Consider the following 26,833-nt stretch of genomic DNA (forward strand, 5'->3'; position numbering starts at 1 on the left):
AAACCTAAAGTTTTTTCTTTAAAATCTCATTTACTAACTGAGGGTTAGCTTTTCCACCTGAAACTTTCATTACTTGTCCAACAAAGAAGCCAAATAATTTAACTTTACCAGATTTATATTCGGTGGCTTTATCTCTATTGCTATCAATTACTTTATCTATTAAAGCTTCTAAAGCTTTTGGATCGCTTTCTTGTTTTAAACCTTTTTCTTCAACAATTTTTTTAGGATCCTTGTCCCCTTCCATCATTTGTTCAAAAACAGTTTTTGCAATTTTTCCAGAAATTGTTCCGTCCTTAATTAAATTAATTAATTTTGATAAATTACCAGCACTAATTGGACTATCAGTTATTTCTAAATTTTTTTCATTAAGCGCAGCAAATAATTCGCCTATGATCCAGTTTGTTGCTAATTTAACATCTGATTTTTTAACAACATCTTCAAAATAGTTTGAAGTTTCAATGTCTGAAACCATGATATTTGCTTCATATGGAGTTAATTTAAATTGATCTATAAATCTTTTTTTCTTTTCATCGGGTAACTCAGGTATTTCAGATTGTAATTGTTCGATAAATTCATCAGAAACTTCTAATGGTAATAAATCAGGATCTGGAAAATATCTATAATCATGAGCATCTTCTTTTGATCTCATAGATCTTGTTTCATTTTTTTTGGTATCAAAAAGTCTTGTTTCTTGATCAATAGATTGTCCATCTTCAATTAAATCAACTTGTCTATTTGCTTCATATTCAATTGCCATTTGCATGAATTTAATAGAATTAACATTTTTAATTTCACATCTAGTACCAAAATCTTTTGTTCCTTTTTTTCTTACAGAAACATTAACATCTGCTCTCAAAGATCCTTCCTGCATATTACCATCACAAGTTCCTAAATATCTCATTATTGATCTTAATTTCTTAATATAAGCATTAACTTCCTCTGGTGATCTTAAATCAGGTTTGCTAACAATTTCCATTAAAGCTACGCCTGACCTATTTAAATCAACAAAGGTGTTTTTTGGATCTAAATCATGGATACTTTTACCCGCATCTTGTTCTAAGTGTAATCTTTCAATACCAACCTCTTTTTGACCATCCGGCATATCCAAAATAACTTTACCTTCACCAACTATTGGGTCCTTAAATTGAGAGATTTGGTATCCTTGTGGTAAATCAGCATAAAAATAATTTTTTCTATCGAATACTGATCTTTTGTTAATTTTAGCTTTTAATCCTATTCCAGTTTTAATTGCTTGCTTAACACAAAATTCATTAATCACTGGAAGCATTCCAGGAAAAGCAGCGTCTACTAAACTTACCTGTGTGTTTGGTTCAGCGCCAAATTTAGTAGCTGACGTAGAAAATAACTTCGATTGGGAAAGTACTTGAGCATGAACCTCTAAACCAATGACAACTTCGTATTGATTGTCATTTCTATTAATTAAATATTCTGACTTTTCTTTACTCACTTAATCCACCAATCGGTAATTTTATTTTTAAAATTAATTTTTTCTTCCATTGCATAAGCAATGTTTAAGATATTTTGTTCATCAAATGCTTTTCCAATAATTTGTAAACCTAAAGGGTAGCCTTTGCTGTCATGACCAGCTGGAATAGAAATTCCTGGTAAACCTGCTAAATTTACAGGAACAGTAAAAATATCGTTTAAGTACATTGAAACTGGGTCATTTGTTTTTTCACCAATTTTAAAAGCAGAACTTGGCGTTGATGGAGTTAATATTGCATCTACTTTTTTGTACGCTTCATCAAAATCATTTTTAATTAGTTTTCTAACTTTTTGAGCTTTCAAATAATATGCATCGTAATAACCTGAAGATAAAACATATGTGCCTATCATTATTCTTCTTTGAACTTCGGCTCCAAATCCCTCTGATCTAGTTTTTTCATACATATCAATAAGGTTTTCTCCATCAGCTCTAAAGCCGTATTTAACACCATCATATCTTGCAAGATTAGAAGATGCTTCAGCTGGTGCCACTATATAGTAAGTTGGTAAAGCATAATTTGTGTGTGGAAGAGAAATATCAATTATTTCCGCACCACAATCTTTAGCATACTCAATGCCTTTCAGCCAAAGATCATCAATTTCTTTTGGCATTCCATCAACTCTATATTCTTTTGGTATACCTATTTTTTTTCCTTTAATATCTTTTGTTAATTCTTTGCTGTATTGGTTTCTTTTAAAATCAATAGAAGTTGAGTCTTTTTGATCGTATGAGCTAATTACCTCTTGCAACAAAGCACAATCTTGAACATTTTGAGCCATTGGACCAGCTTGATCAAGAGAAGATGCAAAAGCAACTATTCCGTATCTTGAACAACTACCATAAGTTGGTTTTAAACCCACTGTACCTGTAAACGACGCCGGTTGTCTAATTGATCCACCTGTATCAGTTCCAATTGTAATTGGAGTTAATTGTGCTGCTACAGCAGAAGATGAACCACCAGATGAACCACCTGGAACTAAATTTTTATCAATCGGATTTTGAACATTGCCAAAAAAACTTGTTTCGTTTGAAGATCCCATTGCAAATTCATCACAATTTAATTTACCAATAAGAATTGCTCCTTCGTTCCAAATATTCTGAGTAACAGTAGATTCATAAGTAGGTACAAAATTATTTAATATTTTGCTACCAGCTGTTGTTCTTACATTAGCTGTACAAAATAAATCTTTTACAGCCATTGGAATTCCTGGTAATTTTAAATCCAAATTTGGGTTGTCATCAAATTTTTTAGCTTTATCTAAAGCATTACTAAAATCTTCAGTAATATAAGTGTTTAATTCTTTTGATTTTTCTGATCTATCAACAAAAGCTTGGGTAATTTCTGAAGAAGAAAGTTTTTTTTCTTTAATATTATTAACTAATTCAGAAAGTGTTTGCTTGGTTATTTCAGACATTATTCTATAACTTTTGGTACAACAAAATAATCTTCATTATCTTTTGGAGAATTTTTTATTATTTGTTCCCTTAAATTTTTACTTTTAACTTCATCAGGTCTTAATTTTAAAGTCGTTTCAGCCACTGATGTAAGTGGTTCAACATTTTCAGTTTTAAGTTCATTGAGTTTTTCAATGAAATCAAAAATTGAATTTAAATCACTAGCAAGTTTTTCAGCTTTTTTCTCATCTACTGAAATTCTTGATAATTTAGATATATGCTTTATGGTTTTAAGATCAATGCTCATATGATATTTAAATATGACGCAAACTATCACTATAGTTTAAAATATACAACATGATCACAATAGAAGAATTTAAAAAAAAACAGTCAGAAAAATGTCGTTTGATAGGTTTAGATTTGGGCTCAAAAAGAATTGGTGTATCGATTTGTGACGAAAAGCAATTAATAGCTACCCCTTATAAAACTATACATAAATCAAAAAATAATGAATTAATTGAAGAGTTAAAAAACATTATTCAAGAGAATGACATCAAGGCAATTATCATTGGTTATCCTTTAAATATGGATGGATCTTCAGGCTCTTCAGCACAGTCAGTCAATGATGTATCTAAAAATATAGATAAAGAGATAGATGTTGATGTGTGTCTCTGGGATGAAAGGCTATCAACTGTTGGCGCTTTTAATTTATCAAGCCAATTAGATGTTAATGTATCTAAAAGAGAAAAGAATATAGATCAGAACGCAGCAGCTTTTATTCTTCAGGGAGCCATAGACTATCTAAATAATTAATCCTTGCCATTCAATGGCTTTATAGTTATAGAGTTAATTTTAATGGCAAAAAACATCAAAGCTATTAAAATTTCTCAAAAACATTTGTTAGGTATCCAAGATCTATCAGTTAGTGATATTAACTACATTTTAGATGAATCTGAAACTTTCATTAAATTAAATCAGAGCAAGAACAAGAAAATTGATGTTCTTAGAGGCAAAACTCAAATTAATCTATTTTTTGAACCATCAACAAGAACACAAAGTTCATTCGAGTTAGCTGGAAAAAGACTTGGTGCTGATGTGATGTCAATGAATATGAATAATTCAGCAATTAAAAAAGGTGAAACTTTAATTGATACAGCAATGACTCTAAATGCGATGCATCCTGACATTATTGTAATAAGACATCAAGATTCTGGGGCATGCAATTTATTATCTCAGAAAGTAAATTGTGTAGTATTAAATGCTGGTGATGGAAGGCGTGAGCACCCTACTCAAGCATTGCTGGATGCTTTAACAATAAGAAATAGAAAGAAAAAAATTGAAGGATTAAAAATTGCTATATGTGGAGATATTCTTCACTCAAGAGTCGCAAGATCAAATATTTATTTACTAACTATGCTTGGTGCTGAAGTAAATATTGTTGCCCCAACAAATTTAATGCCAAAAGAAATTGAAAAGTTTGGTGTTAATACTTTTACTGATATGAAAAAAGGATTGAAAGATTGTGACATTGTAATGATGCTAAGATTACAAAATGAGAGAATGACAAGTTCTTATTTGTCATCAAATAGAGAGTATTATGAATATTACGGTTTAACACCTGATAAGTTAGATCATGCTAAACCTGATGCACTAATAATGCATCCTGGCCCAATGAATAGAGGTATCGAAATAGATACAAGATTGGCTGACGATATAAACAAAAGTGTAATCAAAGAGCAAGTTGAACTTGGAGTTGCTGTAAGGATGGCCTGTTTAAAAATATTTTGTGAATAAATGAAAAAACAATATTTTATCAATGCAAATATAATTGATCCTCAAAATTCAATTAATGAAAATGGAGGATTAATTATTAGCGAAGAAGGCAAAATTGAAGCAATAGGAAAAAAAGTAAATATAAATAATTTACCATCCAGAGAAAAACCAATTGATTTAAAAGGAAAATATATATTTCCTGGTTTAGTCGATATGAGAGTTTTTGTTGGAGAACCTGGGTATGAGTATAAGGAAAATTTTAGAACTCTAAGTAATGCAGCTCTATCTGGAGGAGTAACATCTGTAGTAACAATGCCTAATACAGATCCTGTAATTGATAATGTTTCAATAGTAGATTTTTTAAAACGAAGAGGACGAGATAAATCTAAGATTAATATATTTCCATGCGCATCTCTTACGCAAAATGTAGAGGGAACAAATATGACGGAATTTGGATTATTAGCTAGTAAAGGAATTGTAGCTTTTACAGATGGTGTAAAGACAATTCAAAATACTAGATTAATGTCAAGAATAATGAATTCAGCAAAGGATTTAGGATGCCTAATAATGCAACATGCTGAGGATTATGAGTTGGCAAAAAACGGTATGATAAATTCCGGTATAATCGCTACAAAACTTGGGTTATCAAGTATACCAGATGTGGCTGAGAGAATAATTATTGAACGAGATTTAACATTGTTAGAAAAATCAAAGTGTCGATATCACATATCTCAACTATCATCAGGCAAATCAGTAGAAATAATTAAACAAAGAAAAAATGATATTAAATTTTCTTGTGGAGTTTCAATAAATAACCTTTCCTTAAATGAAAATGATATTGGAGATTTTAAAACATTTTTAAAATTATCTCCGCCATTGAGAAAAGAAGAAGATAGATTGGCTTTAGTCCAAGGATTAAAAGATAAAACAATTGATGTCATTGTTTCAGATCATAAACCTGAAGATGAAGAATCAAAACGATTGACATTTTCGCAAGCAGCAACAGGTGCATCTGGTATTGAAACTTTGTTGTCTTTAAGTTTGGAACTATTTCATAATGGATCTGTAAAACTTGAAACAATAATCCAAGCACTAACATCTAATCCAGCTAAAATTTTAAATATCAATAAAGGAAATCTTTCAATTGGTAATGATGCTGACTTTTGTGTTGTTGATATAAATAAACCTTGGATTGTAAAAAAAGAAAATTTAATTTCTAAATCCAAAAATACGTCTATTGAGAACAAAAAACTTCAAGGAAAAGTAACCAATACATTTGTAAAAGGTAAAGAATTATTTAAGATATAAAAATGGAATTATTAATAATAGGTATTATCTCATACCTAATGGGTTCTATCCCATTTGGGTTAATATTAACTAAAATTTTTTTAAAAAAAGATATCCGAGATATTGGATCAGGTAACATTGGTGCAACAAATGCTCTAAGAACAGGAAATAAATTTATTGGTTATTCAACTTTAATACTTGATATAGTTAAAGCAGTTATTCCAGTTTTATATGTAAAGGTAAATTTTCCTGATCTGATTTATATATCAGCTTTATGTGCTTTTCTGGGTCATGTTTTTCCAGTTTGGTTAAAGTTTAAAGGTGGTAAGGGAGTAGCAACTTATGTTGGTATATTATGCAGTATGAATATAATGTTTGGAATAGTTTTTGGTATTTGTTGGCTTGTAACTTTTTTTATTTCTAAATTTTCATCATTAGCATCATTAATTGGATCCTTTTCAGTTCCTGTTTATTCATTTCTGTTTGAATCAATAGAAAATGAATTATTTTTTGGAATTATGTTTATTTTAATATTTTATACTCATAGAGAAAATATTAAACGACTTATAAATAAAGAAGAAAACAAGACTAAAATTTATTAATTTGACTATCAAACACTTTTAAGTAGTTTGTTAAATTATGAATCTAGTCATAGTTGAAAGTCCTGCAAAAGCTAAAACCATCAACAAATACCTTGGTGATAATTATACTGTTTTAGCTAGTTATGGTCATATAAGAGATCTACCATCGAAAAATGGATCGGTTGATCCTGATCATAATTTTAAAATGGAATGGGAAGTTGATAGTTTTTCAAAAAAATATTTAAAAGAAATAACTGATGTTGCAAAGGAATCCTCTAAAATAATACTTGCGACTGACCCTGACCGTGAAGGTGAAGCTATAGCATGGCATGTTAAAGAATATCTTGATGAAAAAAAACTTTTAAAAGATAAAGAAATTGAAAGAGTTGTTTTTAATGAGATAACAAAAAAAGCCGTAATTCATGGCATTGAAAATCCACGACAAATCGAACCTTTGTTAGTGGATGCCTACATGGCAAGAAGAGCTCTTGATTACTTGGTTGGTTTTAATATTTCTCCAATACTTTGGACTAAACTACCTGGGTCAAAATCAGCTGGAAGAGTTCAGTCTGTAGCTTTAAAATTAATCACTGAAAGAGAGCATGAAATAGAATTATTTAATCCAGAGGAATTTTGGACACTTACTCTTAAATTTGGAGACGATAATAAAAATACTATTACTGCAAGCATCTCACAATTAAATGGTAACAAAATAGAAAAATTTACTTTTAGAGACAAGAATAGCATTGAAAAAGCAATCAAAGAAATAAAAGATAAAAAATTTCAAATAACAGATATTTCATCAAAAGTTGTAAAAAGAAACCCCTCTGGTCCATTTACAACCTCAACATTACAACAAGTTGCATCTAGTAGATTAGGTTTTGGAGCTTCAAGAACAATGCAAATTGCACAAAAATTATATCAAGGTGTTGAGATTGATGGAGATACTGTTGGATTGATTACTTATATGAGAACTGATGGAACTAATTTATCAGCTGATGCAGTAAATGATTTTAGAAATTTTATTAAAAGTGAGTATGGTAATGAATATTTGCCTGCATCTGCAAATAATTATTCTGGTAAAAAAGCTAAGAACGCACAAGAAGCTCATGAGGCTATTAGACCAACAGATATAAATAGAGCACCCGACACTCTAAAAAAATATTTAAGCAGTGATCAACAAAAACTATACAATTTAATTTGGTCCAGAGCTTTATCCTCACAAATGGAAGTTGCTCAATTTGACAGAAATACCATAACAATAGAATCAGAGGATAATCAGACAATATGTAAGGCAAGTGGCTCTGTATTAAAATTTGATGGTTTTTTAAAAGTTTACTCAAATACAAGCAAAGATGATGATGAAGAAATTTTACCAGAAATGTCTAAAGGACCAATTAATATTGAAGCATTAATTGATGAACAACATTTTACACAACCACCTCCAAGGTATTCTGAGGCAAGTTTAGTCAAAAAATTAGAAGAATTGGGAATTGGTAGACCTTCTACTTACGCAAGTATAATTTCCACAATAGCTAATCGAGGTTATGCAGAAATAGTAAATAAAAGGTTTTTCCCCACAGATCGTGGCAAACTTATCTCTGCATTTTTAGAAAAATTATTTTCTAAGTACGTTGATTATAACTTTACTGCAGGTTTAGAAGATCAATTAGATGAAATTACAACTGGTAAAGAAAGCTGGATAAAAGTTTTAGAGATGTTTTGGAAAGATTTTAATAACAATGTTTCTGAGGTTAAGGAGAAGAGAACAAGAGAAGTGTTAGATCTTTTAAATGAAAGTTTAGGAGCTTTAATTTTTGATACTGATAAAGATGGAAATATTGTTCGAAAGTGTCAGCTATGTGAAACAGGTTCACTAAGTCTTAAAAATAGTTTTAGAGGTGGAGCTTTTATAGGATGTTCAAATTATCCAGAGTGTAAATTCACTAGACCCTTGTCTAAGGCAAAAGCAGCAGCTCAATCACAGCTAGCAGAACCTAAATTTTTAGGAAAACACGAAAATGGGAATGATATATATTTGAAAAATGGAAGATTTGGTCCCTATCTTCAATATGAAAAACTCAAGGAAGAAGAAATAGAAGAGCCAAAAACTAAAAAAAAGAAAAAAACTAAAAAATCTAAACCAGATGTTAATGAATTAATTAAAAATGTTTCTATACCAAAAGGTTTAGAGTTAGAAAGTATTGATTTAGAAAAAGCTCAATTTTTATGTTCTCTACCAAAATCAATTGGTGTTAACCCTGATAATCAAAAAGAAATAATTTTAAATACTGGAAGATTTGGTCCCTATCTTAAGTGTGAAAATAAATCTGCTAGAATAGAAAATGTAGAAGAAATTTTCTCTATAGGATTAAATCGAGCAATTACCCTCATTGCTGAAGCAAAACCAGGTAGAATGTCTTCTTCAATTATTAAGGATTTAGGAGAACATCCAGAAGATAAAAAACCAGTTAGGGTTATGAAGGGGCAATATGGTCCTTACATAAAATATAAGTCTTTAAATGCAACAATTCCTGAAGAAAAAGATCCAACAGAACTTACAATTGAAGAGGCCTTAATCCTTATTGAGAAAAGAAAAGAATACGATAAAACTAAAAAGAAAAAAAAAACTAAAAAATAATGAAAATTAAATTACTTGCTTATTTATTAATTTTGACAATCACTAATGTTAACTTATCTGTGGCAGATGATTGTAATAAATTTGATAAATTAAGTAAAGAATATGCAAAATGTACAGCAGAGTTGATTAAAGAAAAAACTTCAGAAAAAGCTGAATTGATCAAAGAAAAAACTTCTGAAAAATATAAAGAAGGAAAAAAAAAACTTAATAAATTAAAATTAAAAGAGAAATTAATTAAATTTAAAAATAGTAAATCACACAAAGAATTCACGGAGAAATAAAATGAATTTTGAAAAAAAAATAAAAGAATTAAATATTATTTTACCAGAAGCAAAACCTCCTGTTGGCTCATATGTTGCAACTAAAGTAACTGGTAATCTACTTTTTATTTCAGGTCAAATATCAATAAATGAAAACGGAGAGTTAATTAAAGGAAAAGTTGGTAAAGATTTAAGTGCAGAGCAAGGCTACGAAGCTGCGAAAAGATGTGGATTGAGCTTGGTTTCTCAAGCAAAGACTGCTTGTGATGGTGATTTATCTAGAATAAAATCATGCATCAAGTTAACTGGATTTGTTAATTCTACAAATGACTTTACCGAACAACCAAAAGTAATTAATGGAGCTTCAGATTTAATCGCATCAATATTTGGAGATGCAGGAATGCATACAAGAGCTGCAGTAAGTACTAACAGTTTACCACTTGGAGTTTCTGTAGAAGTTGATGCTATATTTGAGTTAAACTAAATTATCTTCCTATACCAAAATATTTTATACCTAGTTTCTTGATTTTAGTTGGTGAGAATAAATTTCTCATATCGTAAATAATAAGTTTTTTATTCTTAGAAAGTTTTTTAAAATTAATTGATTTAAAATCATTCCATTCAGTATGAATAATTATAAGGTCTGAACCTAGAATACAGTTTTGTATTGAATTAGCAAATTCGACATTTTTTAAATTATTGAATTCTTTTTTTGAACCAGTGGGATCATAATATTTAATCTTTGCTCCCTTTTTGGATAGATAAGGAATTAATTTTAAACTTGAAGAGTCTCTCATATCATCAGTATTTGCTTTAAATGTAACTCCCAAAAATGAAACATATTTATTATTAAATTTTTTAATTATTGAATGAAGTCTTTTAAGTAATAAATCTGTCCTATTCTGATTAGATTTAATAACACTTTTAATTACAGATAAATTAGATTTAAATTTATCAGCTGTAGACACAATAGCTTTAGTATCTTTTGGAAAACAAGAGCCTCCATATGCAGGACCAGCTCTTAAAAATCTACTTCCTATTCTTTTATCAAGTCCAATTCCTATGGATATATCTTCAACATCGATACCAGTTTTTTCACATAAATTAGCAATTTCATTTATAAATGTAATTTTAGTTGCTAAAAAAGCATTAGAAGCATATTTAATTAACTCAGCAGCTCTTCTATTTGTAGAAACATATTTTGCACCCTTGGAAATTAATGGAGAATATAAATTTTTAAGTATTTTTTTTGATTTTTCTTCGTTTGAACCAACTACAACTCTATCAGGATAAATAAAATCTCTAATCGCCTCACCTTCTCTTAAAAATTCAGGATTAGACACTACTGAAAACAATCTTTTATTTACTTTTTTTGAAATAATCTTTTCTAGTTCATCACCTGTAGTAACAGGAACAGTTGATTTTGTTATAATTATTTTAAATTTGTTAATTGATTTAGATATTTCTTTTCCAACTGAATAAACTTGAGAAAGGTCAGCGCTATTACTATTTTTTTTTGTTGGTGTTCCAACGCATATAAAAACTATGTCAGATTTTCTTACAGATTCTTTTAAATTTGTTGAAAAATTTAATCTATTATTTTTTATATTTTTTTTGACTAATTCTTCTAAACCTGGCTCGTAGATAGGTATTTTACCATTTTTTAAATTATTAATTTTATTATTATCTTTATCTACACAAATAACATCATTACCTAAGTCTGAAAAACAAACGCCACTCACTAAACCAACATAACCAGTACCTATCATACAAAGTTTCATATTTTTCCTATTTCTTTATTAGAATTAATAAATCCTTGCATTGTCCCACAATCTAAATATTTACCTGAAAAATTATGAGCAATAAATTTTTCACCTTCTTTTATTAAAGTTTGAATAGCATCTGTTATATGTATTTCACCACCGTTACCAGGTTTTTGCTTGGCTAATTTATTAAATATAGTTTTGGGAAGGATATATCTTCCTATAACTGCTTTATTAGAAGGAGCATTTTTAGTTGAAGGTTTTTCAACTACATCATCAATAAAATAATCATTTTTGGAAATTTTTTTGTTTAAACTATAGATGCCCCATCTTGAAACTGTTTTAGAATTAACTTTCATACTAGCCATTACAGAGGATTTGTACTTTTGATGTACTTTAATCATATCTTTAGAACAGTTTTTTTTTATTATCAAATCATCTGGTAGCAACATTAAAAAATATTTATCTTTTATATATTTTTTTGTTTTAAAAACAGCGTCACCTGTTCCTTTAGGTATATTTTGATATACAAATTTTATTAGTTTTTTATATTTTAATATTTTTTTATATTCAGCAATTATTCTGGAATCTTTTTTTTTTTTAATAATTTTTTTATAAAAAGTGTCGCTATAAAAATAATTTTTAATCATTTTTTTTTTATTTGATATGATAAAAACAATTTCTTTAATTCCTGCCTCAATGCACTCATCTAAAATATACTCAATACCTGGCTTTCCATTTATTGGGAGCAGTTCTTTGGCAAAAACACTTGTTAAAGGCAAAAGTCTAGTTCCTTGACCTGCTAGAGGAATAATTGCTTGTTTAATCATATAAATGTTTTACTTATCTAAATTTCTAATACAAATGAAAATTATATTAAATAATAATTCATTATTTAAAGTTTTAAGGCCATTTAATGATATTGGCTTTGTTCCCACAATGGGGAGTATACATGAGGGTCATTTATCACTTATAGAAAGATCAAATCGAACTTGCAAAAAGACAATAGTAAGTATTTTTGTTAATCCCAAACAATTTAACAATAAAAAAGATTTCAAAAACTATCCAACAAATATTAAAGAAGATATTAAAATTTTAAAAAAAACTAAAAAGGTAGATTTCTTATACATTCCAAAATTTAAAGATATTTACAATAATAATAAAAAATCAAATATAAAAATCACAAAAAAAGATAAAATTTTATGCGCCAAATATAGAAAAGGCCATTTTGAAGGAGTACTAGATGTAATGGAAAGATTAACTAGCTTAGTAAATCCAAAAAAAATATTTATGGGCAAAAAAGATTATCAACAATATTACTTAATAAAAAATTATCTGAAAAATAAATATAAAACTTCTATAATTCCATGCAAAACGATTAGAAATAAAAGCAAAATAGCTTTGTCTTCAAGAAATAATCATTTAGATTTAAATGGAATTAAAAAAGCAAGTTTCTTAAGTAAAAGTCTAATTAAATTAAAAAGAAATTTAGTAAATAGTAAAAAAATAAAACAAAATTTAAAAATTCAAATGAAATATTTTCAGAAGTTTTTAAAAATTAAAATTGAATACTTGGAATTAAGATCAATTAAAAATCTTAAAATATCTAATACTGTTAAAGGCTCACGTTTATTTGTTGCTTACTATATTGATAACGTTAGATTAATTGATAACTTTTAAAGAAAGTAAGCCCCAACACCTAAAAATGAAACAAAACCTATTACATCAGTAATAGTGGTAACAAAAACACTCGATGCAATTGCGGGATCAATATTCATTTTTTTTAAAGTAAAAGGAACAAGTATTCCAAACAGTCCAGCTATAATCATAGTAAGTACCATTGATATTGAAATGATTATTGAAAGAATAATATCTTGAAACCAAATTTGAACTATTAAAGCACTTATGGCAGCAAATATAATTCCATTTAATATGCCAATTGAAAATTCTTTAAAAACATTTGATGAAAAATTATTTTGAGTTAAGTCATTTGTTGCAATTGTTCTTACTGTAACAGCCAATGTTTGCATACCTGCATTTCCACCCATTGAAGCAACAATTGGCATCAGGAAAGCAAGAACAACCATTTGCTCAATAGTTGCTCCAAATAAGCTAATACACCAAGTTGCCAAGAAGGCTGTAAATAAATTCAATAAAAGCCAATTAAATCTTCGTTTAGTTTTTGTAACAACACCATCGGTAATTTCCTCATCACCCACACCAGCTAGCCTCAATGCATCCTCCTCAGCTTCTTCTTTAAGGACTGTAAGAACGTCATCGTTCATAATCATTCCTACCAATTTATTATTTTTATCAATTACAGCTGCTGAATTTAGATTATAATTTTCAAATAGATTAGCTACCTCTTCTTTGTCCATATCAACAGGCACTAATAGTTGAGACTCTGACATGATGCTTGCCATTTTTGTGTCTCTTGGTGAAGTAAGCACTCTTGATGATGGAACTGTTCCAATAGGTTTAAATTCTTCATTAACGATAAAAATTTCCAAAAATTCTTCAGGCAGATCTTTATTTTCTCTTAAATAGTCTATTGTTTGACCTACAGACCAGTTGCTTGGTATAGCTGTAAACTCACGCTGCATAAGTCTAGCAGCAGTGTCTTCTGGATAGCTTAAGCTTTCTAACAGAGCAAATCTGTCTTTAGGCGGTAATGAGCTTAATATAGTATTCTTGTCTTCTTCAGGTACATTTTCTAAAATCGAAATAGCATCATCTGACTCTAAGTTAGTAAGAATAGTTACAATTGAATCTGAAGATAAATATTTAATTATTTCAGTTTGTATAGACTCATTTAATTCTACAAAAACCTCTGCATCAATATTAAAATTATTTAGTTTAATTAAACTTTCTCTATCGCTAATACTTAAGTGTTCAATTATGTCTGCTGCATCAGCAGGGTGCATTTCATTGAATGAATCGTTAATAAATTTTGCATCATTGTCAGCTATTTTAGAGGTAACAACTCTCAAATATTCTTTATTGAATTCAAAATTTACTTTTTTATCTTTAGTTTTTTTAATTAAAGACATAAATGTACCTATAATTTAGTTGTGCACTATTAATACATAATTAAAATATTACAAATTTTAAATGGATATAGAGATCAAAAAGTCAATAAAACCGGTAAATTATTTTGAGGCAATTGATTTATTAGAGTCTAGATTAAAAAATATTACAGCTAATAAAGAAAAAGAATTAATTTGGATTCTAGAGCATCCTGAAATTTTTACAGCAGGTACATCGTATAAAGAAAATGAAATAATTGATAAGTCAATTGATCTATTAAAAACAAACAGAGGTGGAAAAATTACATATCATGGTCCAGGTCAATTAATTTGTTATTTTGTTATTGATCTGAGAGAAAAAAAAGACATTAGAAAATTTATTACAACTATTGAAAATACAATTATTCAAAGTTTAAAAAAATATAATATTGAAACCTTTCCTGATAAAGAAAATATTGGAATATGGTATAAAAACAAAAATGAAATTCAAAAAATTGCTGCCATAGGTATTAGAGTGAGTAAGTGGATTGCATATCATGGATTTGCAATAAATGTTGATAACAACCTAGAAAATTATAAAAAAATAGTACCTTGTGGAATTTCAGATAAAGGTGTGACAAATTTAAAAAAAATTTCAAATCAAGATTATTCTAACTTAAATAATGAAATTATTGAAAATTTTATTTCAAATTTGAAAAACTAAGTCTTTTTGATTTTAACAACTTTTTAAAATATTCTGGCAATAAAGCTGAATAAGTATGCTTCATATCATTTATTTTAAATTTAATTTGATACGAGTGCAGCATAAGATTTTTATTTATACCTTTGTCTGACTTAGATAGTTTGTATTTCGTATCACCAAATATAGGATTTCCAATTTCAAAAAGTTGTTTACGTAACTGATGTTTTCTTCCAGTTATTGGTTTTAACTCTAATAAAGATGCTTCAGAATTTTTATCTATTACCTTGAATATAGTTTTTGCTTTTTCTACTAATTTTTTATCTCCATCATATCTTATTAAGTCATCATCCCAAACACCTGAGTTTTTATTTATTTCTCCTTGGCATATGGCAAGATAAGTTTTATGTACTTTTCGTAATCTAAATAATGATGTTAGTAACTGTGCGCTCTCTCTATTTTTCGCCATTATGAATACACCAGATGTATCTTTGTCTAATCTATGAACAGAATAAGGTTTTGTTCCTTTAAAAATTTCACTCTTTGCAAAAATATCAACTAAGTTTTTTTTAGATTTTGTACCACCTTGTACTGATATTCCGGATTCTTTATTTAATACAACAAAATTATCATTATCATCAATTATTTGATCTTCGTTTGATTTTATTATTTCTTTAGTTGGTAAAAATTTTATTTTTTTTTGTTCTACTCTTTCTTTAAATTCAATATTAAAGATGTTTACTTGATCTCCTTTTTTTATTTTGTGAGAACTTTTAACTTTTTTTTTGTTAATTTTAATTTTTCCTGTCCTAAGATATTTTTCAATTAAACCTTGAGGTATTTTTCCAATATTTAATCTCATCCATCTATCAACACGCATATCATTACACGTTGAATCAACGATGTATGACTTGTTCATGACTTAGAATTTAAGCTGTAGCTTGTTTATTTTGTTCTGTTTTTGGAGCTTCTTTTGACGTATCTTTTTTCTTCTTATCTACTCTTTTGGCTTCAACATCTCTATCTACAAATTCTATAATTGCCATTGGAGCATTATCACCATATCTAAAACCCGCTTTAATAATTCTAGTATAGCCACCTTTTCTATTTGAATATCTTTTAGAAAGAGTTTTTTTTACTTTATTGGCTGATTTAATATCCTGCAATTGAGACACAAGCATCTTAGTTGTTTGCAATGTATCTTTTTTACCCAAAGTAATTATTTTGTCAGCTTGAGGTCTTAAAAACTTTGCTTTTGGCAATGTAGTTTTAATCTGTTCATATTTTATTAAAGAATTTAACATATTCTTTAACAAAGCTTTTCTATGCTCAGAAGTTCTATTTAACTTTTTATTGGCTAAGCCGTGTCTCATTAAATTGCTTCCTCTAATTTTTTAGACATTTCTGCAATGTTATCTGGTGGCCAGTTAGGTATTTCCATGCCTAAATACAGAGACATTCCAGTTAGAACTTCTTTGATCTCGTTTAAAGATTTTCTACCAAAATTTGGTGTTCTTAACATTTCACCCTCAGATTTTTGAACTAAATCACCAATATAAATTATATTGTCATTTTTTAAGCAATTCATTGATCTAACAGACAACTCTAGCTCATCAACTTTTCTTAATAAATTCTTATTAAATTCAGGCTCAGAGGAAACTTCTTTTACTGGAGCTTCGACAGGTTCATCAAAATTAACAAACATTTTTAACTGGTCTTGAAAAATTCTTGCAGAGTACGCAACAGCATCTTCTGCTGAAATTGAACCATTAGTTTCTACTTCCATTGTTAATTTATCATAATCAAGAGCTTTACCTTCTCTTGCTGTACTAACTGAATAAGAAACCTTTTTTACTGGACTATACAAAGAGTCAATTGCAATTAAACCTAATGGTGGCTCCTCTGGTTTGTTAAGCTCAGCTGGAACATAACCTTTGCCAGTGTTTACATTCATTTCCATATGAAAAGTAGTATTTTCATCTAAATTACAAATTACTAACTCAGGATTTAATATTTCTACATCAGTCACAGGAGCAATGTCTGAAGCTTTTATTTCACCTGGACCTTTTGCATCTAAAACTAATTTTTTTGTCCCTTCAGAATTACATTTTAAGGCTAGTGATTTAACATTTAATACTATGTCAGTTACATCTTCTCTTACACCTTTAATTGATGTAAATTCATGCAAAACACCATCTATTTGAATTGAAGTAACTGCAGCTCCTCTGATTGAAGAAAGCAAAATTCTTCTTAAAGAGTTTCCTAAAGTTAATCCGTAACCTTTTTCTAAAGGCTCAGCTATAATCTTAGCATGAGTTAAGTCATCACTAATTTGAACATCTAATTTAGATGGTTTAATTAAAGATTTCCAATTTTTAACATTAACGTTTTCTACTTCCATTAAACTCTCCTTTTTTTTGGTGGTCTAGTTCCGTTGTGAGGCATAGGTGTTGTATCTTTAATTGATAAAATTTTAAAACCTCTTGCTTGTAAAGCTCTTAATGCTGTTTCTCTTCCTGAACCTGGCCCTTTTACCTCAACAGACAAAGTTTTCATTCCATACTCTAATGCTTTTGATGCTGCGGAGTCAGCTGCTATTTGAGCTGCATAAGGTGTAGATTTTCTTGATCCTTTAAATCCTTTCTGTCCAGCAGATGCCCAGGATATTACATTTCCATTTGTATCAGCAATTGAAATTATTGTGTTATTAAATGTCGACTGCACATAAGCAATTCCATTTAAAATATTTTTTTTTATCTTTTTCTTTTTTGAATAAGAACTCTTAGCACTTTTTTTAGAAGATTTTTCTATCTTCTGATCTTTACTGTCAGTTTTTTCTGTTTTTGCCATTATTATTTTTTAGTTGGTGTTAATTTCTTCCCTGCAATAGCGATTGCTTTTCCTTTTCTTGTTCTTGCATTACATCTTGTTCTTTGACCTCTTACAGGTAATTTTTTTCTATGTCTTGTTCCTCTATAACATGCAAGATCTATTAATCTTTTAATACTTAAGGAATAATCTCTTCTAAGATCTCCTTCGACTTTAAAATTTTGATCGATGTATTCTCTTATTTTTAAAATTTCATCATCAGTTAACTCATTCACTCTTTTGGCTCTTGGAATTTCTAGAGATGAACAAATTTGTTGTGAGAATTTATCTCCAATTCCATAAATATATGTAAGTCCAATGTGGACAAGTTTATTTTGTGGAATGTTTATACCTGCGATACGAGCCATAATTTTTGTGATAAATTGTGCCTTTTATATAAGAAGATTAATCAAAGTCAACGTCTTAAACATTTATAAAAGTGTCTATTTTCCTTGTTATTTCGTCTATTTCTAAACTCCCATCAATTTCTTTAAATTTAGGATTCTCTGAGTAGTAATTAAGTACTGGCTCTGTTGTGTTCATGTATGTGTCAAAACGTTTTAGAATAGTATTTGTTTCGTCGTCTGATCTATTTTCAATAATTTTTCTTTTCTCTAGTCTTTTTACCACTGTATCTTTATCAACTTTGAGATACAAAATTAAATCTATCTTTTGATTTGATGCCTCGAGTAAGATATCTAAATTTTTTGCTTGGCTCAAAGATCTAGGGTATCCATCAAATATTAATCTATTTTTTTTTTGAGGGTCAGAAACTAAATTTTCAATAAGCTTATTTACAATTTCATCACTTACAAATTTACCATTTTTCATGTCATTAGTAATCATCTTACCAATATCTGAATTTTTATAAATTTCTTCTCTTAAAAGTTCGCCAGTTGAGATCTGAAATGAATTTAGTTTCTTTACTAAATATTTAGCTTGAGTACCTTTACCAGCACCAGGCGGTCCAAACAAAACTATATTCACTTACTTTCCAAATTTAGTTTTTTTAATTAATTGTTCGTATTGAGAACTCATTAATCTTGTTTGAATTTGAGTTACAGTATCAATGGCAACAACAACAACAATTAAAATCGATGCACCACCCAAATAAAAAGGAATTGGGTAATTAGCTATTAAAAACTCTGGCATTAAACATACAAGTGTCAAATATAGAGCACCTATTGTAGTAAGTTTAGTTAAAATATTTTCAATATACAATGCTGTACTTTCACCAGGTCTAATTCCTGGAACAAAGCCACCATATTTTCTTAAGTTTTCTGCTGTTTCAGTTGGGTTAAATGTAATTGAAGTATAGAAAAATGTAAAAAATATTATACCAGATGCATATAGCAACATGTACAAAGGTTGACCTTGAGTAAAATAAGAACTTAAGTTTAAAAAAGTTTCATTATTTGAAAAAGAAAAATTAGAAAAAGTGACAGGTAACAATAATAAAGCTGATGCAAATATTGCTGGTATTACTCCTGCTTGATTAATTTTTAATGGCAAATGAGAAGACTCTCCACCATACATTTTATTTCCCATTTGTCTTTTAGGATAATTGATAAGAATTTTTCTTAATGCTCTCTCCATAAAAACAACAAATAAAATAGTTAATATTAAAAGAACAAAAATTGCTAAGATCATGAATGTTGACACAGCACCTGTTCTACCTAGTTCAAAAGTAGTAACTAAAGCTCTAGGTATTTCAGCAACAATACCAGCAAAAATAATTAAAGAAATTCCATTTCCAATTCCTCTTTGGGTAATTTGTTCACCTAGCCACATAAGAAAAATTGTACCAGCAACAATAGTTGTCACTGTTGTAATTTTAAAAAATGCTCCTGGATTAATTACCAAATCCGCAGAAGACTCTAAACCTACCGATAAACCATAACCTTGAACTGTAGCAAGTAAAACTGTTCCATATCTTGTTATTTGAGTAATCTTTGCTCTACCTGTTTCTCCCTGTGCTTTTAAATTCTTAAAATAATCTGAAACCCCTGTTAATAACTGAACTATAATAGCAGATGATATGTATGGCATTATACCAAGAGCGAAAATTGCCATTCTACTAACTGCTCCTCCAGCAAAAACATTAAACATACCAAGTAACCCTTTTTGATTGCCATCCATCATGATTTTTAATTGTTCTGGATCAATTCCTGGTAAAGGAACAAATGTACCAAATCTATATACTGCAAGAATTGCTATGGTAAAAATTATTCTATTTCTTAGATCATTTGTTGAAGATGATGCACTCATTTAAACAAATTATTTTTTTAATTGAATAGATCCACCAATTTTTTCTAGTTTTTCTATTGCTGATTTTGATGCTAAGTCAGCCTCAATATTAATTTTATCTTTTAACTCTCCAGTACCTAATATTTTTAATTTTGTAGAGTTTTTGTTTATTAGTTTTAATTTTTTTAGAGATGAAGAATTAAGCACTTCATTTGGATTAATATTTTTTTTATCAATATAAGACTGAATTTTTTCTAAGTTTAAAATTGCTATGTCTTCTCTTGAAATTGGATTAAAGCCTCTTTTAGGTAATCTTCTATACAAAGGCATTTGACCACCTTCAAAACTTTTAATTGCTACACCAGATCTAGATTTTTGACCTTTAACACCTCTCCCCGATGTCTTACCTTTTCCAGAACCAATACCTCTTCCTACTCTAATTTTAGGTTTATTAATTTTCTGTCTTGTATTTAATGTAATCATTATCCTCTTTTTTCAATAATTTCTGATATTTTTTTATTTCTTATTGCTGAAATTTGTTTTGGTGAATTTTGTTTCATTAAAGCTTTCATGGTTGCTCTAATCACATTGTGTGCATTTGATGTGCCCATTGATTTAGCAACAATATCTTTTACACCCAATACCTCACATACTGCTCTAACTGGACCACCTGCAATAATTCCTGTACCTTTTGATGCTGCTCTTAAAACTATTCTACCAGAGCCATCTTTAGCTTTCACATCATGATGAATTGTTCTACCTTCTCTCAAAGGTATATGTGTTAATTTTCTTCTAGCCATTTCATTAGCTTTTTTAATTGCATCTGGAACTTGTTTTGCTTTAGCGTGTGCTATTCCAATTTTTCCAGCCTGATTCCCTACCACTACAAGAGCTGAAAAACCAAATCTTCTTCCACCTTTTACAACCTTTGTAATTCTATTGATATGAACTAACTTTTCTAAAATATCGTCTGTTTTTTTGTCTTTGTTATTTTCCATAATTAAAATTCCATCCCATTTTCTCTTAACGTGTCTGCAAATGCTTTAATTCTACCATGATATTTATAAGATCCTCTATCAAAATAAATTTTTGTAATATTTTTTTCCTGAGCTTTTTTTGCAAGTTTTTGGGCAACTAATTTTGAAAGCTCTGTTTTGTTAATTTTATCAGATGATTTTAAATCTTTCTCAATGGATGAAGCTGATAATAAAGTTACTTTTTTTGTATCATCAATGATTTGAGCTGAAATATTTTTAGCAGATCTTGAAATACTTAATCTAAATCTATCTTTTGAAGCAACTTTTTTTACTTTGTTGCTAACTCTAAATCTTTTTCTAATACTAGTGTTTAGTTTCATTATTTTTTCTTACCTTCTTTTTTAAGAACATATTGGCCTTTTTCTCTAACACCTTTACCCTTATATGGCTCAATTTTTCTAAATGTTTTTATTTTTGATGCAACTTCACCAACTAATTGTTTGTCAGATCCAGTGATTTTAAGTGTAGTTTGTTTTTCTACAGCAATTTTAATTCCTTCTGGAATGTCAAAATCAATATCATGACTGTAGCCTAATTGTAAATTTAGCTGATTTCCTTTTAATGCTGCTCTATATCCAACACCTACAAGTTCTAACACTTTTTCGTAGCCAGTACTTGAGCCAATTACGGCATTATTAATTAAACTTCTGTTCATGCCCCAAAGTCGTTTGGAATTTTGGTCAATTTTTTTTGGTTTTATTGAAATCTCTTTTCCTTCTTTGATATCTAAATTAAACATATCCAAATCAATATTTATTGATTTCTTTCCTAATGGCCCTTCTATATTTATTATATTGCCAGCTAAAGCCACTTTAACTTTTTCAGGGATTGATATATTTATTTTTCCAATTTTAGACATTAAAATACCTTACAAATAATTTCGCCACCAACACGTTGTTTTCTGGCGTCAATATCAGTCATTACACCTTTTGGTGTAGAAACTATTGCAATACCAAGACCGTTATTAATTTTAGGTAAACCTTCGGCACTAGAAAAAATTCTTCTTCCTGGTTTAGAAACTCTTTCAAATGCACTGATAACTGGGTTACCATAGTGATATTTAAGTTCTAAAGACAATGTTGGTTTATTATCCTCTGAACTGATTTTAAAATCTTTTATAAAACCTTCATTTTTAAGTATATCGGCAATTTTTGATTTGAAGTTTGATGATGGCAGATCTACTTTTTTATGATTTCTCGCTTGAGCATTCTTAACTCTAGCTATCATATCTCCTATTGGGTCACTTAAACTCATAATTTTCCTTCCTACCAGCTCGACTTAACTAAGCCAGGTATTTTTCCTTGTAATCCTAATTGTCTAAGAGCAATTCTTGATATTTTTAATTTTCTATAAACACCATGTGGTCTACCTGTTATTTCACATCTATTCATCACTCTTGTTTTAGCTGAATTTCTTGGCAATTTTGATAATTTCTGCTGTGCCTTAAATCTTTCCTCTAATGGAAGTTTTTTATCCATTATTACTTTTTTCAAATTTTGTCTTTTCTTGAACATTTTGTCTGAAAGTTTAATTCTTTTTTTGTTTTTATTTACAGCACTAAGTTTAGCCATTTTTAATTGTCTCCTTTTTTAATAAATGGAAAATTCATTTTTTCTAATAATGCAAAGCTGTGCTCTTTGTTAATTGCTTTTATAACAATAACGATATCTAAGCCTCTAACTTTATCAGCTCTATCAAAACTAACTTCGGGAAATATGATATGTTCCTTTATGCCAAAAGTATAATTTCCGAATTTATCAAACCCTTTTGGTGATAATCCTCTAAAATCTTTAATTCTTGGCAGAGCAATATTCACCAATCTGTCTAAAAATTCATACATTTTGTTCTTTCTTAAAGTAACTTTTAAACCTGCATTAGACCCTTTTCTTGTCTTAAAGTTTGCTACAGATTTTTTAAATTTTGTAGTCACAGGTTTTTGGCCTGTTATCTTAGCCATATCCTCTTCACATGATTTTAGGATTTTAGAATCAGAACCATCTAAACCAAGACCCATGTTTAAAACAATTTTCTCAATTCTTGGAGCCATGTAAATATTTTTGAAGCCAAATTGATCTTTTAAAGCTGGTTGTATTTCTTTATTAAAAATTTCTTTTAATCTTGGAGTCATTATTTCTTAGCCTCTTTTTTCTTTTCTGCTTTTTCATCTATTAATTTTAAATTTGATAAATGAATAAAACCTTCTTTTGAAAAAATACCACCTTTTTTCTCTTTTGTTGTTTTAACGTGTTTTTTAACCATATTAATTTCTTTTACTTTGGCTCTATTATTTGCTCTGTCGATTTCGATAACTTCACCTTCTTTTTTTTTGTCTTTTCCAGTTAGCACTCTTACTTTTAGACCTTTTTTAATCATCCTATAAAACCTCCGGCGCTAGTGAAATTATTTTCATTTGCCCTCTACTTCTTAATTCTCTAGTTACAGGGCCAAATATTCTAGTACCAACTGGTTCACCCTTATCGTCAACTAATACTGCTGCATTATTATCAAATTTTACTTTTGATCCATCGTTTCTATGAATTCCTTTTTTAACTCTTACTACTACAGCTTTATGAACTGTTCCTTTCTTTACTTTGCCCTTAGGGATAGCCTCTTTCACAGCAATTACAATTGTATCTCCAATACTGGCATATCTTCTCTTAGATCCACCCAATACTTTGATGCACTCTATTCTTTTTGCACCAGTGTTGTCAGCAACTTGTAATTCTGTCTGTACACCAATCATTATTTATTATTCTCCATAACTTGAAACTTTTTATTTTTTGAAAATGGTTTGCTTTCAATAATTGAAACTTTATCACCTGTTTTAAATGTATTATTTTCATCATGAGCATTGTAATTTTTTCTGACTCTAATGACTTTTTTCAATACAGGGTGTGAATATTTTCTTTCTACCATAACTGTAATTGTTTTATTAGGTTTGTCGCTTATCACCACTCCTGTTAATATTTTTTTAGGCATTTGATTTTCCTTTTAAAATTGTTTTCAATCTTGCAATTGTTTTTCTTGTTTCTCCAATTTTTGCAGGATTAGTTATTTGAGAATTCATTTTTTGAAAACGAAAATTAAATAAGTCTTTTTTAAGCTTATCAATATTTTTGATAACTTCATCTTTGCTTAATTTTTTAATTTCTTGTTTTTTCATTTATGCAAATCTCTTTATTGTCTTTGTTTTTATTGGTAACTTTGCTGAAGCTTTATAAAGTGCCTCTTTGGCAATTTGTTCAGAAACACCATCAACTTCAAATAAAATTCTTCCAGGTTTTACTCTACAAGCAAAATATTCTGGTGATCCTTTTCCTTTACCCATTCTAACTTCTATTGGTTTTTTAGAAACTGGAATATTTGGAAAAACTCTTGTCCAAACTCTTCCTTGTCTTTTCATGTGTCTAGTTAAAGCAACCCTAGCAGCTTCAATTTGTTTTCCAGTAACTCTTTCAGGCTGTAATGCCTTCAAGGCATATGCACCGTAATTAATAGTACTTGCTCTAGTAGCATTACCATGAATTCTTCCTTTATGAGCTTTTCTCCATTTAGTTCTTACTGGCTGAAGCATTATTGTTTACCTTCCTTTGGAGTGACTTTGTTTGTTTCCTGGCTAAATTCTCTTGCAAAAACTTCACCTTTATAGATCCAAACCTTAATTCCAATAATTCCATATGTTGTAAGAGCTTCCGCTTCTGCATAATCTATATCTGCTCTTAAAGTGTGTGATGGTATACTACCATCTCTTAACCATTCGGTTCTAGCGATCTCATTACCACCTAATCTTCCACTTACTGAAACTTTAATCCCTTTTGCACCTAGTCTGATACATGATTGCATGGCTCTTTTCATGGCTCTTCTGTATGAAATTCTTTTTACTAACTGTTGTGCAATGTTTTCAGCAACTAAATATGCATTTGTTTCAGGTTTTTTAACCTCTTTGATATTTAAGTTTACCTCATTTGTAGTAAATTTTGATAAGTTGTTTTTAATTTTATCAATATCACTACCTTTTTTACCAATTACAAATCCTGGTCTAGATGTGTAAATTGTGACGTAACATTTGTTTGATGTTCTCTCTATCATCACTTTAGATACACCTGAATTAATCACATTTTTCTTGATGTATTCTCTTATTTTAAAATCTTCAATTAGATAGTTGCCAAAATCTTTTTTCTTAGCATACCAAACAGAGTCCCAACCTCTGTTTACACCTAATCTAAAACCTACAGGATTAACCTTTTGTCCCATGTTTCTCCATTTGTTTTGCCTCTGATAAAATTATAGTTACTGTTGACCAAGGTTTTAAAATTGGTGCCGCTCTACCTTTTGCTCTTGGTCTAAATCTTTTCATAACAATTTTTTTTCCACAATACGCTTCTTTGACAATTAAATTGTCAATATCATATTGAAAGTTATTTTCAGCGTTTGCAACAGCTGAGCTAATTGTTTTTCTAATATCTCTGGTAACTCTTTTTTCCGAAAACTGTAGATCTCTAATAGCTACATCGACCTTTTTACCAACAATACTTTTTAGAATTGGATTAATCTTTCTTACGCTAGATCTAATTCCATTGTTTATAGACTTTACAGTCTTATCGTTGTTTTTATCAATTTTCTTTTTCTTACCCATAATTATTTTTTCTCTGCTGGTTTAGCTTTCTTATCAGCTGGTGTGTGTCCAAAGAAAGTTCTTGTTGGCGCAAACTCTCCTAATTTATGACCAACCATATCTTCTGATACTGTTATTGGAATAAATTTTTTACCATTATATATTTGAAAAGCTACCCCTACGAAATCTGGAAGAATAGTAGATTTTCTAGACCAAGTTTTAATTGGAATTTTCTTCGGATCATCTCTGTACTTGTCTACTTTTTTCATCAAGCTTTCTTCAACAAATGGTCCTTTCCATACAGCTCTAGCCATTACTTAGTATCCTTCCTTTTATTTCTTCTCTTAACTATAAATTTATCTGTTCTCTTATTATCTCTAGTCTTTAAACCTTTTGCTGATTGTCCTGTTGGAGACACCGGATGTCTTCCTCCGGCTGACTTACCTTCACCACCTCCATGTGGGTGATCTACTGGGTTTTTAACAACACCTCTAGTATGAGGTCTTCTTCCCAACCATCTTGATCTACCAGCTTTACCAATTTTAATATTTTTTTGATCAGGATTACTTAATATTCCAATAGTAGCTAAAGCCCTTGAGTCTATTTTACGTACTTCCCCTGATGCTAATTTAATTAAACTATAATTTCCATCTAATCCACTAATCGTAACTGAAGAACCAGCTGCTCTAGCTATTTTACCGCCACCGCCTGGTTGAATTTCAACGTTATGAATATTGATACCAACTGGTATATCTTGTAGCGGCATGCAATTTCCAATTTTAATCTCTTTTTTTGATCCACTCTCAATCTTATCACCAACTTTAATTTTTTGAGGAGCTAAAAAATACGAATGTGTTCCATCTTCAAATTTAACCAACATTATGTAGCAAGATCTATTCGGATCGTATTCTATTCTTTCAACAGTAGCCTCCATGTCAAATTTTTTTCTATAAAAATCAACATGTCTATACATTTTCTTATGGCCACCTGCTCTGTTAATTGAAGTGATGTGTCCATTGTTATTTCTTCCCTTCATAGCATTTTTTGGAGAAACAAGAGTTTTAAAAGGTTTACCTTTCCATAGACCTGTTCTATCTACTAAAATAGTACCTCTCGTAGATTTTGTGTATGGTTTAAAAGTTTTTAATGCCATT

General features: G+C 29.3%; 38 protein-coding genes. 9 read left to right on the top strand and 29 right to left on the bottom strand.

Features of this window, described 5'->3' with window-relative positions:
* Nucleotides 1–4 precede the first annotated feature (4 nt).
* From gatB to gatC, 3 genes are read right to left on the bottom strand one after another with little or no spacing between them, the layout of a single operon-like run.
* On the bottom strand, nt 5–1,468 hold the full coding sequence (gatB, locus tag ACTTBO_RS05385; RefSeq protein ID WP_440656730.1) for an Asp-tRNA(Asn)/Glu-tRNA(Gln) amidotransferase subunit GatB: 1,464 nt from the start codon (nt 1,466–1,468) through the stop codon (nt 5–7).
* Nucleotides 1,465–2,922, bottom strand: a complete 1,458-nt coding sequence (gatA, locus tag ACTTBO_RS05390; protein ID WP_440656731.1) for an Asp-tRNA(Asn)/Glu-tRNA(Gln) amidotransferase subunit GatA — start codon at nt 2,920–2,922, stop codon at nt 1,465–1,467. The genes gatB and gatA overlap by 4 nt, the downstream gene beginning before the upstream one ends.
* Nucleotides 2,922–3,209, bottom strand: coding sequence for an Asp-tRNA(Asn)/Glu-tRNA(Gln) amidotransferase subunit GatC (gatC, locus tag ACTTBO_RS05395; protein WP_075506772.1), 288 nt, complete (start codon nt 3,207–3,209; stop codon nt 2,922–2,924). Before gatC ends, gatA begins: the two co-directional genes overlap by 1 nt.
* Nucleotides 3,210–3,259: 50 nt before the next feature.
* Between gatC and ruvX the strand changes: the two genes are divergently transcribed.
* The 7 genes from ruvX to ACTTBO_RS05430 are packed head-to-tail and all read left to right on the top strand — an operon-like array spanning nt 3,260 to nt 9,928.
* Nucleotides 3,260–3,715 carry a Holliday junction resolvase RuvX gene (gene ruvX / locus ACTTBO_RS05400; RefSeq protein WP_440634565.1) on the top strand — a complete coding sequence of 152 codons (456 nt, stop codon included), beginning with the start codon at nt 3,260–3,262 and terminating at the stop codon, nt 3,713–3,715.
* Between the two features lie 42 nt (nt 3,716–3,757).
* On the top strand, nt 3,758–4,696 hold the full coding sequence (locus ACTTBO_RS05405; RefSeq protein ID WP_262589128.1) for an aspartate carbamoyltransferase catalytic subunit: 939 nt from the start codon (nt 3,758–3,760) through the stop codon (nt 4,694–4,696).
* Nucleotides 4,697–5,983, top strand: a complete 1,287-nt coding sequence (gene pyrC / locus ACTTBO_RS05410; protein WP_440656732.1) for a dihydroorotase — start codon at nt 4,697–4,699, stop codon at nt 5,981–5,983.
* A 2-nt stretch (nt 5,984–5,985) separates the two neighbouring features.
* Nucleotides 5,986–6,564 (top strand): glycerol-3-phosphate 1-O-acyltransferase PlsY, encoded by a 579-nt coding sequence (plsY, locus tag ACTTBO_RS05415; protein ID WP_440656733.1) that lies wholly within the window; start codon nt 5,986–5,988, stop codon nt 6,562–6,564.
* A gap of 37 nt (nt 6,565–6,601) precedes the next feature.
* A complete protein-coding gene (gene topA, locus ACTTBO_RS05420; protein ID WP_440656734.1) occupies nt 6,602–9,184 on the top strand; it encodes a type I DNA topoisomerase in 2,583 nt (860 codons plus the stop codon).
* Nucleotides 9,184–9,465 carry a hypothetical protein gene (locus tag ACTTBO_RS05425; RefSeq protein WP_440656735.1) on the top strand — a complete coding sequence of 94 codons (282 nt, stop codon included), beginning with the start codon at nt 9,184–9,186 and terminating at the stop codon, nt 9,463–9,465. Before topA ends, ACTTBO_RS05425 begins: the two co-directional genes overlap by 1 nt.
* A 1-nt stretch (nt 9,466) precedes the next feature.
* Nucleotides 9,467–9,928, top strand: a complete 462-nt coding sequence (locus ACTTBO_RS05430; RefSeq protein WP_440656736.1) for a RidA family protein — start codon at nt 9,467–9,469, stop codon at nt 9,926–9,928.
* Nucleotide 9,929: 1 nt separating this feature from the next.
* Here the strand turns inward: ACTTBO_RS05430 and ACTTBO_RS05435 are convergent, their stop codons facing one another.
* Nucleotides 9,930–11,225, bottom strand: a complete 1,296-nt coding sequence (locus ACTTBO_RS05435; RefSeq protein WP_440656737.1) for a UDP-glucose dehydrogenase family protein — start codon at nt 11,223–11,225, stop codon at nt 9,930–9,932.
* The gene (locus ACTTBO_RS05440) at nt 11,222–12,037 is read right to left on the bottom strand and encodes a sugar phosphate nucleotidyltransferase (RefSeq protein ID WP_440656738.1); all 816 of its coding nucleotides are present in this window, start codon (nt 12,035–12,037) and stop codon (nt 11,222–11,224) included. Before ACTTBO_RS05440 ends, ACTTBO_RS05435 begins: the two co-directional genes overlap by 4 nt.
* Nucleotides 12,038–12,041: 4 nt before the next feature.
* Here ACTTBO_RS05440 and ACTTBO_RS05445 point away from each other — a divergent pair, with 4 nt between their 5' ends.
* Entirely contained in the window at nt 12,042–12,887 is an 846-nt protein-coding gene (locus tag ACTTBO_RS05445) for a pantoate--beta-alanine ligase (protein WP_440656739.1), read from the top strand.
* On the opposite strand, the gene mgtE is transcribed toward ACTTBO_RS05445, so the two are convergent.
* The gene (mgtE, locus tag ACTTBO_RS05450; RefSeq protein ID WP_440656740.1) at nt 12,884–14,257 is read right to left on the bottom strand and encodes a magnesium transporter; all 1,374 of its coding nucleotides are present in this window, start codon (nt 14,255–14,257) and stop codon (nt 12,884–12,886) included. The genes ACTTBO_RS05445 and mgtE overlap by 4 nt on opposite strands.
* Nucleotides 14,258–14,318: 61 nt before the next feature.
* On the opposite strand from mgtE, the gene lipB reads away from it, so the two are divergent.
* Nucleotides 14,319–14,936: a lipoyl(octanoyl) transferase LipB gene (gene lipB / locus ACTTBO_RS05455; protein ID WP_440656741.1), complete on the top strand. Its 618-nt coding sequence runs from the start codon at nt 14,319–14,321 to the stop codon at nt 14,934–14,936.
* Here the strand turns inward: lipB and ACTTBO_RS05460 are convergent.
* From ACTTBO_RS05460 to rplB, 23 genes are read right to left on the bottom strand one after another with little or no spacing between them, the layout of a single operon-like run.
* A complete protein-coding gene (locus ACTTBO_RS05460) occupies nt 14,914–15,831 on the bottom strand; it encodes an RluA family pseudouridine synthase (protein ID WP_440656742.1) in 918 nt (305 codons plus the stop codon). The genes lipB and ACTTBO_RS05460 overlap by 23 nt on opposite strands.
* A 10-nt stretch (nt 15,832–15,841) precedes the next feature.
* Nucleotides 15,842–16,285, bottom strand: a complete 444-nt coding sequence (rplQ, locus tag ACTTBO_RS05465) for a 50S ribosomal protein L17 (RefSeq protein ID WP_440656743.1) — start codon at nt 16,283–16,285, stop codon at nt 15,842–15,844.
* Nucleotides 16,285–17,313, bottom strand: a complete 1,029-nt coding sequence (locus ACTTBO_RS05470; RefSeq protein ID WP_075506787.1) for a DNA-directed RNA polymerase subunit alpha — start codon at nt 17,311–17,313, stop codon at nt 16,285–16,287. The genes rplQ and ACTTBO_RS05470 overlap by 1 nt, the downstream gene beginning before the upstream one ends.
* A complete protein-coding gene (gene rpsK, locus ACTTBO_RS05475; RefSeq protein WP_440656744.1) occupies nt 17,313–17,762 on the bottom strand; it encodes a 30S ribosomal protein S11 in 450 nt (149 codons plus the stop codon). The genes ACTTBO_RS05470 and rpsK overlap by 1 nt, the downstream gene beginning before the upstream one ends.
* Before the next feature lie 2 nt (nt 17,763–17,764).
* Entirely contained in the window at nt 17,765–18,148 is a 384-nt protein-coding gene (rpsM, locus tag ACTTBO_RS05480) for a 30S ribosomal protein S13 (protein WP_075506789.1), read from the bottom strand.
* Between the two features lie 55 nt (nt 18,149–18,203).
* Nucleotides 18,204–18,767 (bottom strand): adenylate kinase, encoded by a 564-nt coding sequence (locus tag ACTTBO_RS05485; RefSeq protein WP_440656745.1) that lies wholly within the window; start codon nt 18,765–18,767, stop codon nt 18,204–18,206.
* On the bottom strand, nt 18,768–20,048 hold the full coding sequence (gene secY / locus ACTTBO_RS05490; protein ID WP_075506791.1) for a preprotein translocase subunit SecY: 1,281 nt from the start codon (nt 20,046–20,048) through the stop codon (nt 18,768–18,770).
* 9 nt (nt 20,049–20,057) lie between these two features.
* Nucleotides 20,058–20,510 (bottom strand): 50S ribosomal protein L15, encoded by a 453-nt coding sequence (gene rplO, locus ACTTBO_RS05495; protein ID WP_440656746.1) that lies wholly within the window; start codon nt 20,508–20,510, stop codon nt 20,058–20,060.
* Nucleotides 20,510–21,025 (bottom strand): 30S ribosomal protein S5, encoded by a 516-nt coding sequence (gene rpsE, locus ACTTBO_RS05500; RefSeq protein WP_075506793.1) that lies wholly within the window; start codon nt 21,023–21,025, stop codon nt 20,510–20,512. Before rpsE ends, rplO begins: the two co-directional genes overlap by 1 nt.
* Before the next feature lie 2 nt (nt 21,026–21,027).
* Nucleotides 21,028–21,384, bottom strand: a complete 357-nt coding sequence (gene rplR, locus ACTTBO_RS05505; protein ID WP_440652369.1) for a 50S ribosomal protein L18 — start codon at nt 21,382–21,384, stop codon at nt 21,028–21,030.
* A complete protein-coding gene (gene rplF / locus ACTTBO_RS05510; protein ID WP_262589108.1) occupies nt 21,384–21,923 on the bottom strand; it encodes a 50S ribosomal protein L6 in 540 nt (179 codons plus the stop codon). Before rplF ends, rplR begins: the two co-directional genes overlap by 1 nt.
* Nucleotides 21,923–22,318: a 30S ribosomal protein S8 gene (rpsH, locus tag ACTTBO_RS05515; protein WP_440656747.1), complete on the bottom strand. Its 396-nt coding sequence runs from the start codon at nt 22,316–22,318 to the stop codon at nt 21,923–21,925. The genes rplF and rpsH overlap by 1 nt, the downstream gene beginning before the upstream one ends.
* An 11-nt stretch (nt 22,319–22,329) precedes the next feature.
* Nucleotides 22,330–22,635 carry a 30S ribosomal protein S14 gene (gene rpsN / locus ACTTBO_RS05520; RefSeq protein ID WP_440618342.1) on the bottom strand — a complete coding sequence of 102 codons (306 nt, stop codon included), beginning with the start codon at nt 22,633–22,635 and terminating at the stop codon, nt 22,330–22,332.
* A 2-nt stretch (nt 22,636–22,637) separates the two neighbouring features.
* Nucleotides 22,638–23,192, bottom strand: a complete 555-nt coding sequence (gene rplE, locus ACTTBO_RS05525) for a 50S ribosomal protein L5 (protein ID WP_262589106.1) — start codon at nt 23,190–23,192, stop codon at nt 22,638–22,640.
* Nucleotides 23,192–23,437 (bottom strand): 50S ribosomal protein L24, encoded by a 246-nt coding sequence (rplX, locus tag ACTTBO_RS05530; protein ID WP_262589105.1) that lies wholly within the window; start codon nt 23,435–23,437, stop codon nt 23,192–23,194. Before rplX ends, rplE begins: the two co-directional genes overlap by 1 nt.
* Nucleotide 23,438: 1 nt before the next feature.
* The gene (gene rplN / locus ACTTBO_RS05535; RefSeq protein ID WP_008544079.1) at nt 23,439–23,807 is read right to left on the bottom strand and encodes a 50S ribosomal protein L14; all 369 of its coding nucleotides are present in this window, start codon (nt 23,805–23,807) and stop codon (nt 23,439–23,441) included.
* Nucleotides 23,807–24,043 carry a 30S ribosomal protein S17 gene (gene rpsQ, locus ACTTBO_RS05540; protein ID WP_428080011.1) on the bottom strand — a complete coding sequence of 79 codons (237 nt, stop codon included), beginning with the start codon at nt 24,041–24,043 and terminating at the stop codon, nt 23,807–23,809. Before rpsQ ends, rplN begins: the two co-directional genes overlap by 1 nt.
* The gene (gene rpmC / locus ACTTBO_RS05545; protein WP_075506802.1) at nt 24,036–24,227 is read right to left on the bottom strand and encodes a 50S ribosomal protein L29; all 192 of its coding nucleotides are present in this window, start codon (nt 24,225–24,227) and stop codon (nt 24,036–24,038) included. The genes rpsQ and rpmC overlap by 8 nt, the downstream gene beginning before the upstream one ends.
* The gene (gene rplP / locus ACTTBO_RS05550) at nt 24,228–24,638 is read right to left on the bottom strand and encodes a 50S ribosomal protein L16 (RefSeq protein WP_075506803.1); all 411 of its coding nucleotides are present in this window, start codon (nt 24,636–24,638) and stop codon (nt 24,228–24,230) included.
* Nucleotides 24,638–25,318 (bottom strand): 30S ribosomal protein S3, encoded by a 681-nt coding sequence (gene rpsC, locus ACTTBO_RS05555; RefSeq protein WP_075506804.1) that lies wholly within the window; start codon nt 25,316–25,318, stop codon nt 24,638–24,640. Before rpsC ends, rplP begins: the two co-directional genes overlap by 1 nt.
* A complete protein-coding gene (rplV, locus tag ACTTBO_RS05560; RefSeq protein ID WP_075506805.1) occupies nt 25,302–25,700 on the bottom strand; it encodes a 50S ribosomal protein L22 in 399 nt (132 codons plus the stop codon). The genes rpsC and rplV overlap by 17 nt, the downstream gene beginning before the upstream one ends.
* Before the next feature lie 2 nt (nt 25,701–25,702).
* A complete protein-coding gene (rpsS, locus tag ACTTBO_RS05565; RefSeq protein WP_440656748.1) occupies nt 25,703–25,993 on the bottom strand; it encodes a 30S ribosomal protein S19 in 291 nt (96 codons plus the stop codon).
* Entirely contained in the window at nt 25,993–26,832 is an 840-nt protein-coding gene (gene rplB / locus ACTTBO_RS05570) for a 50S ribosomal protein L2 (RefSeq protein ID WP_075506807.1), read from the bottom strand. The genes rpsS and rplB overlap by 1 nt, the downstream gene beginning before the upstream one ends.
* Nucleotide 26,833 lies beyond the last annotated feature (1 nt).

Origin of the sequence: Candidatus Pelagibacter sp. HIMB1509, assembly GCF_052047855.1 — a bacterium.
GTDB lineage: Bacteria > Pseudomonadota > Alphaproteobacteria > Pelagibacterales > Pelagibacteraceae > Pelagibacter.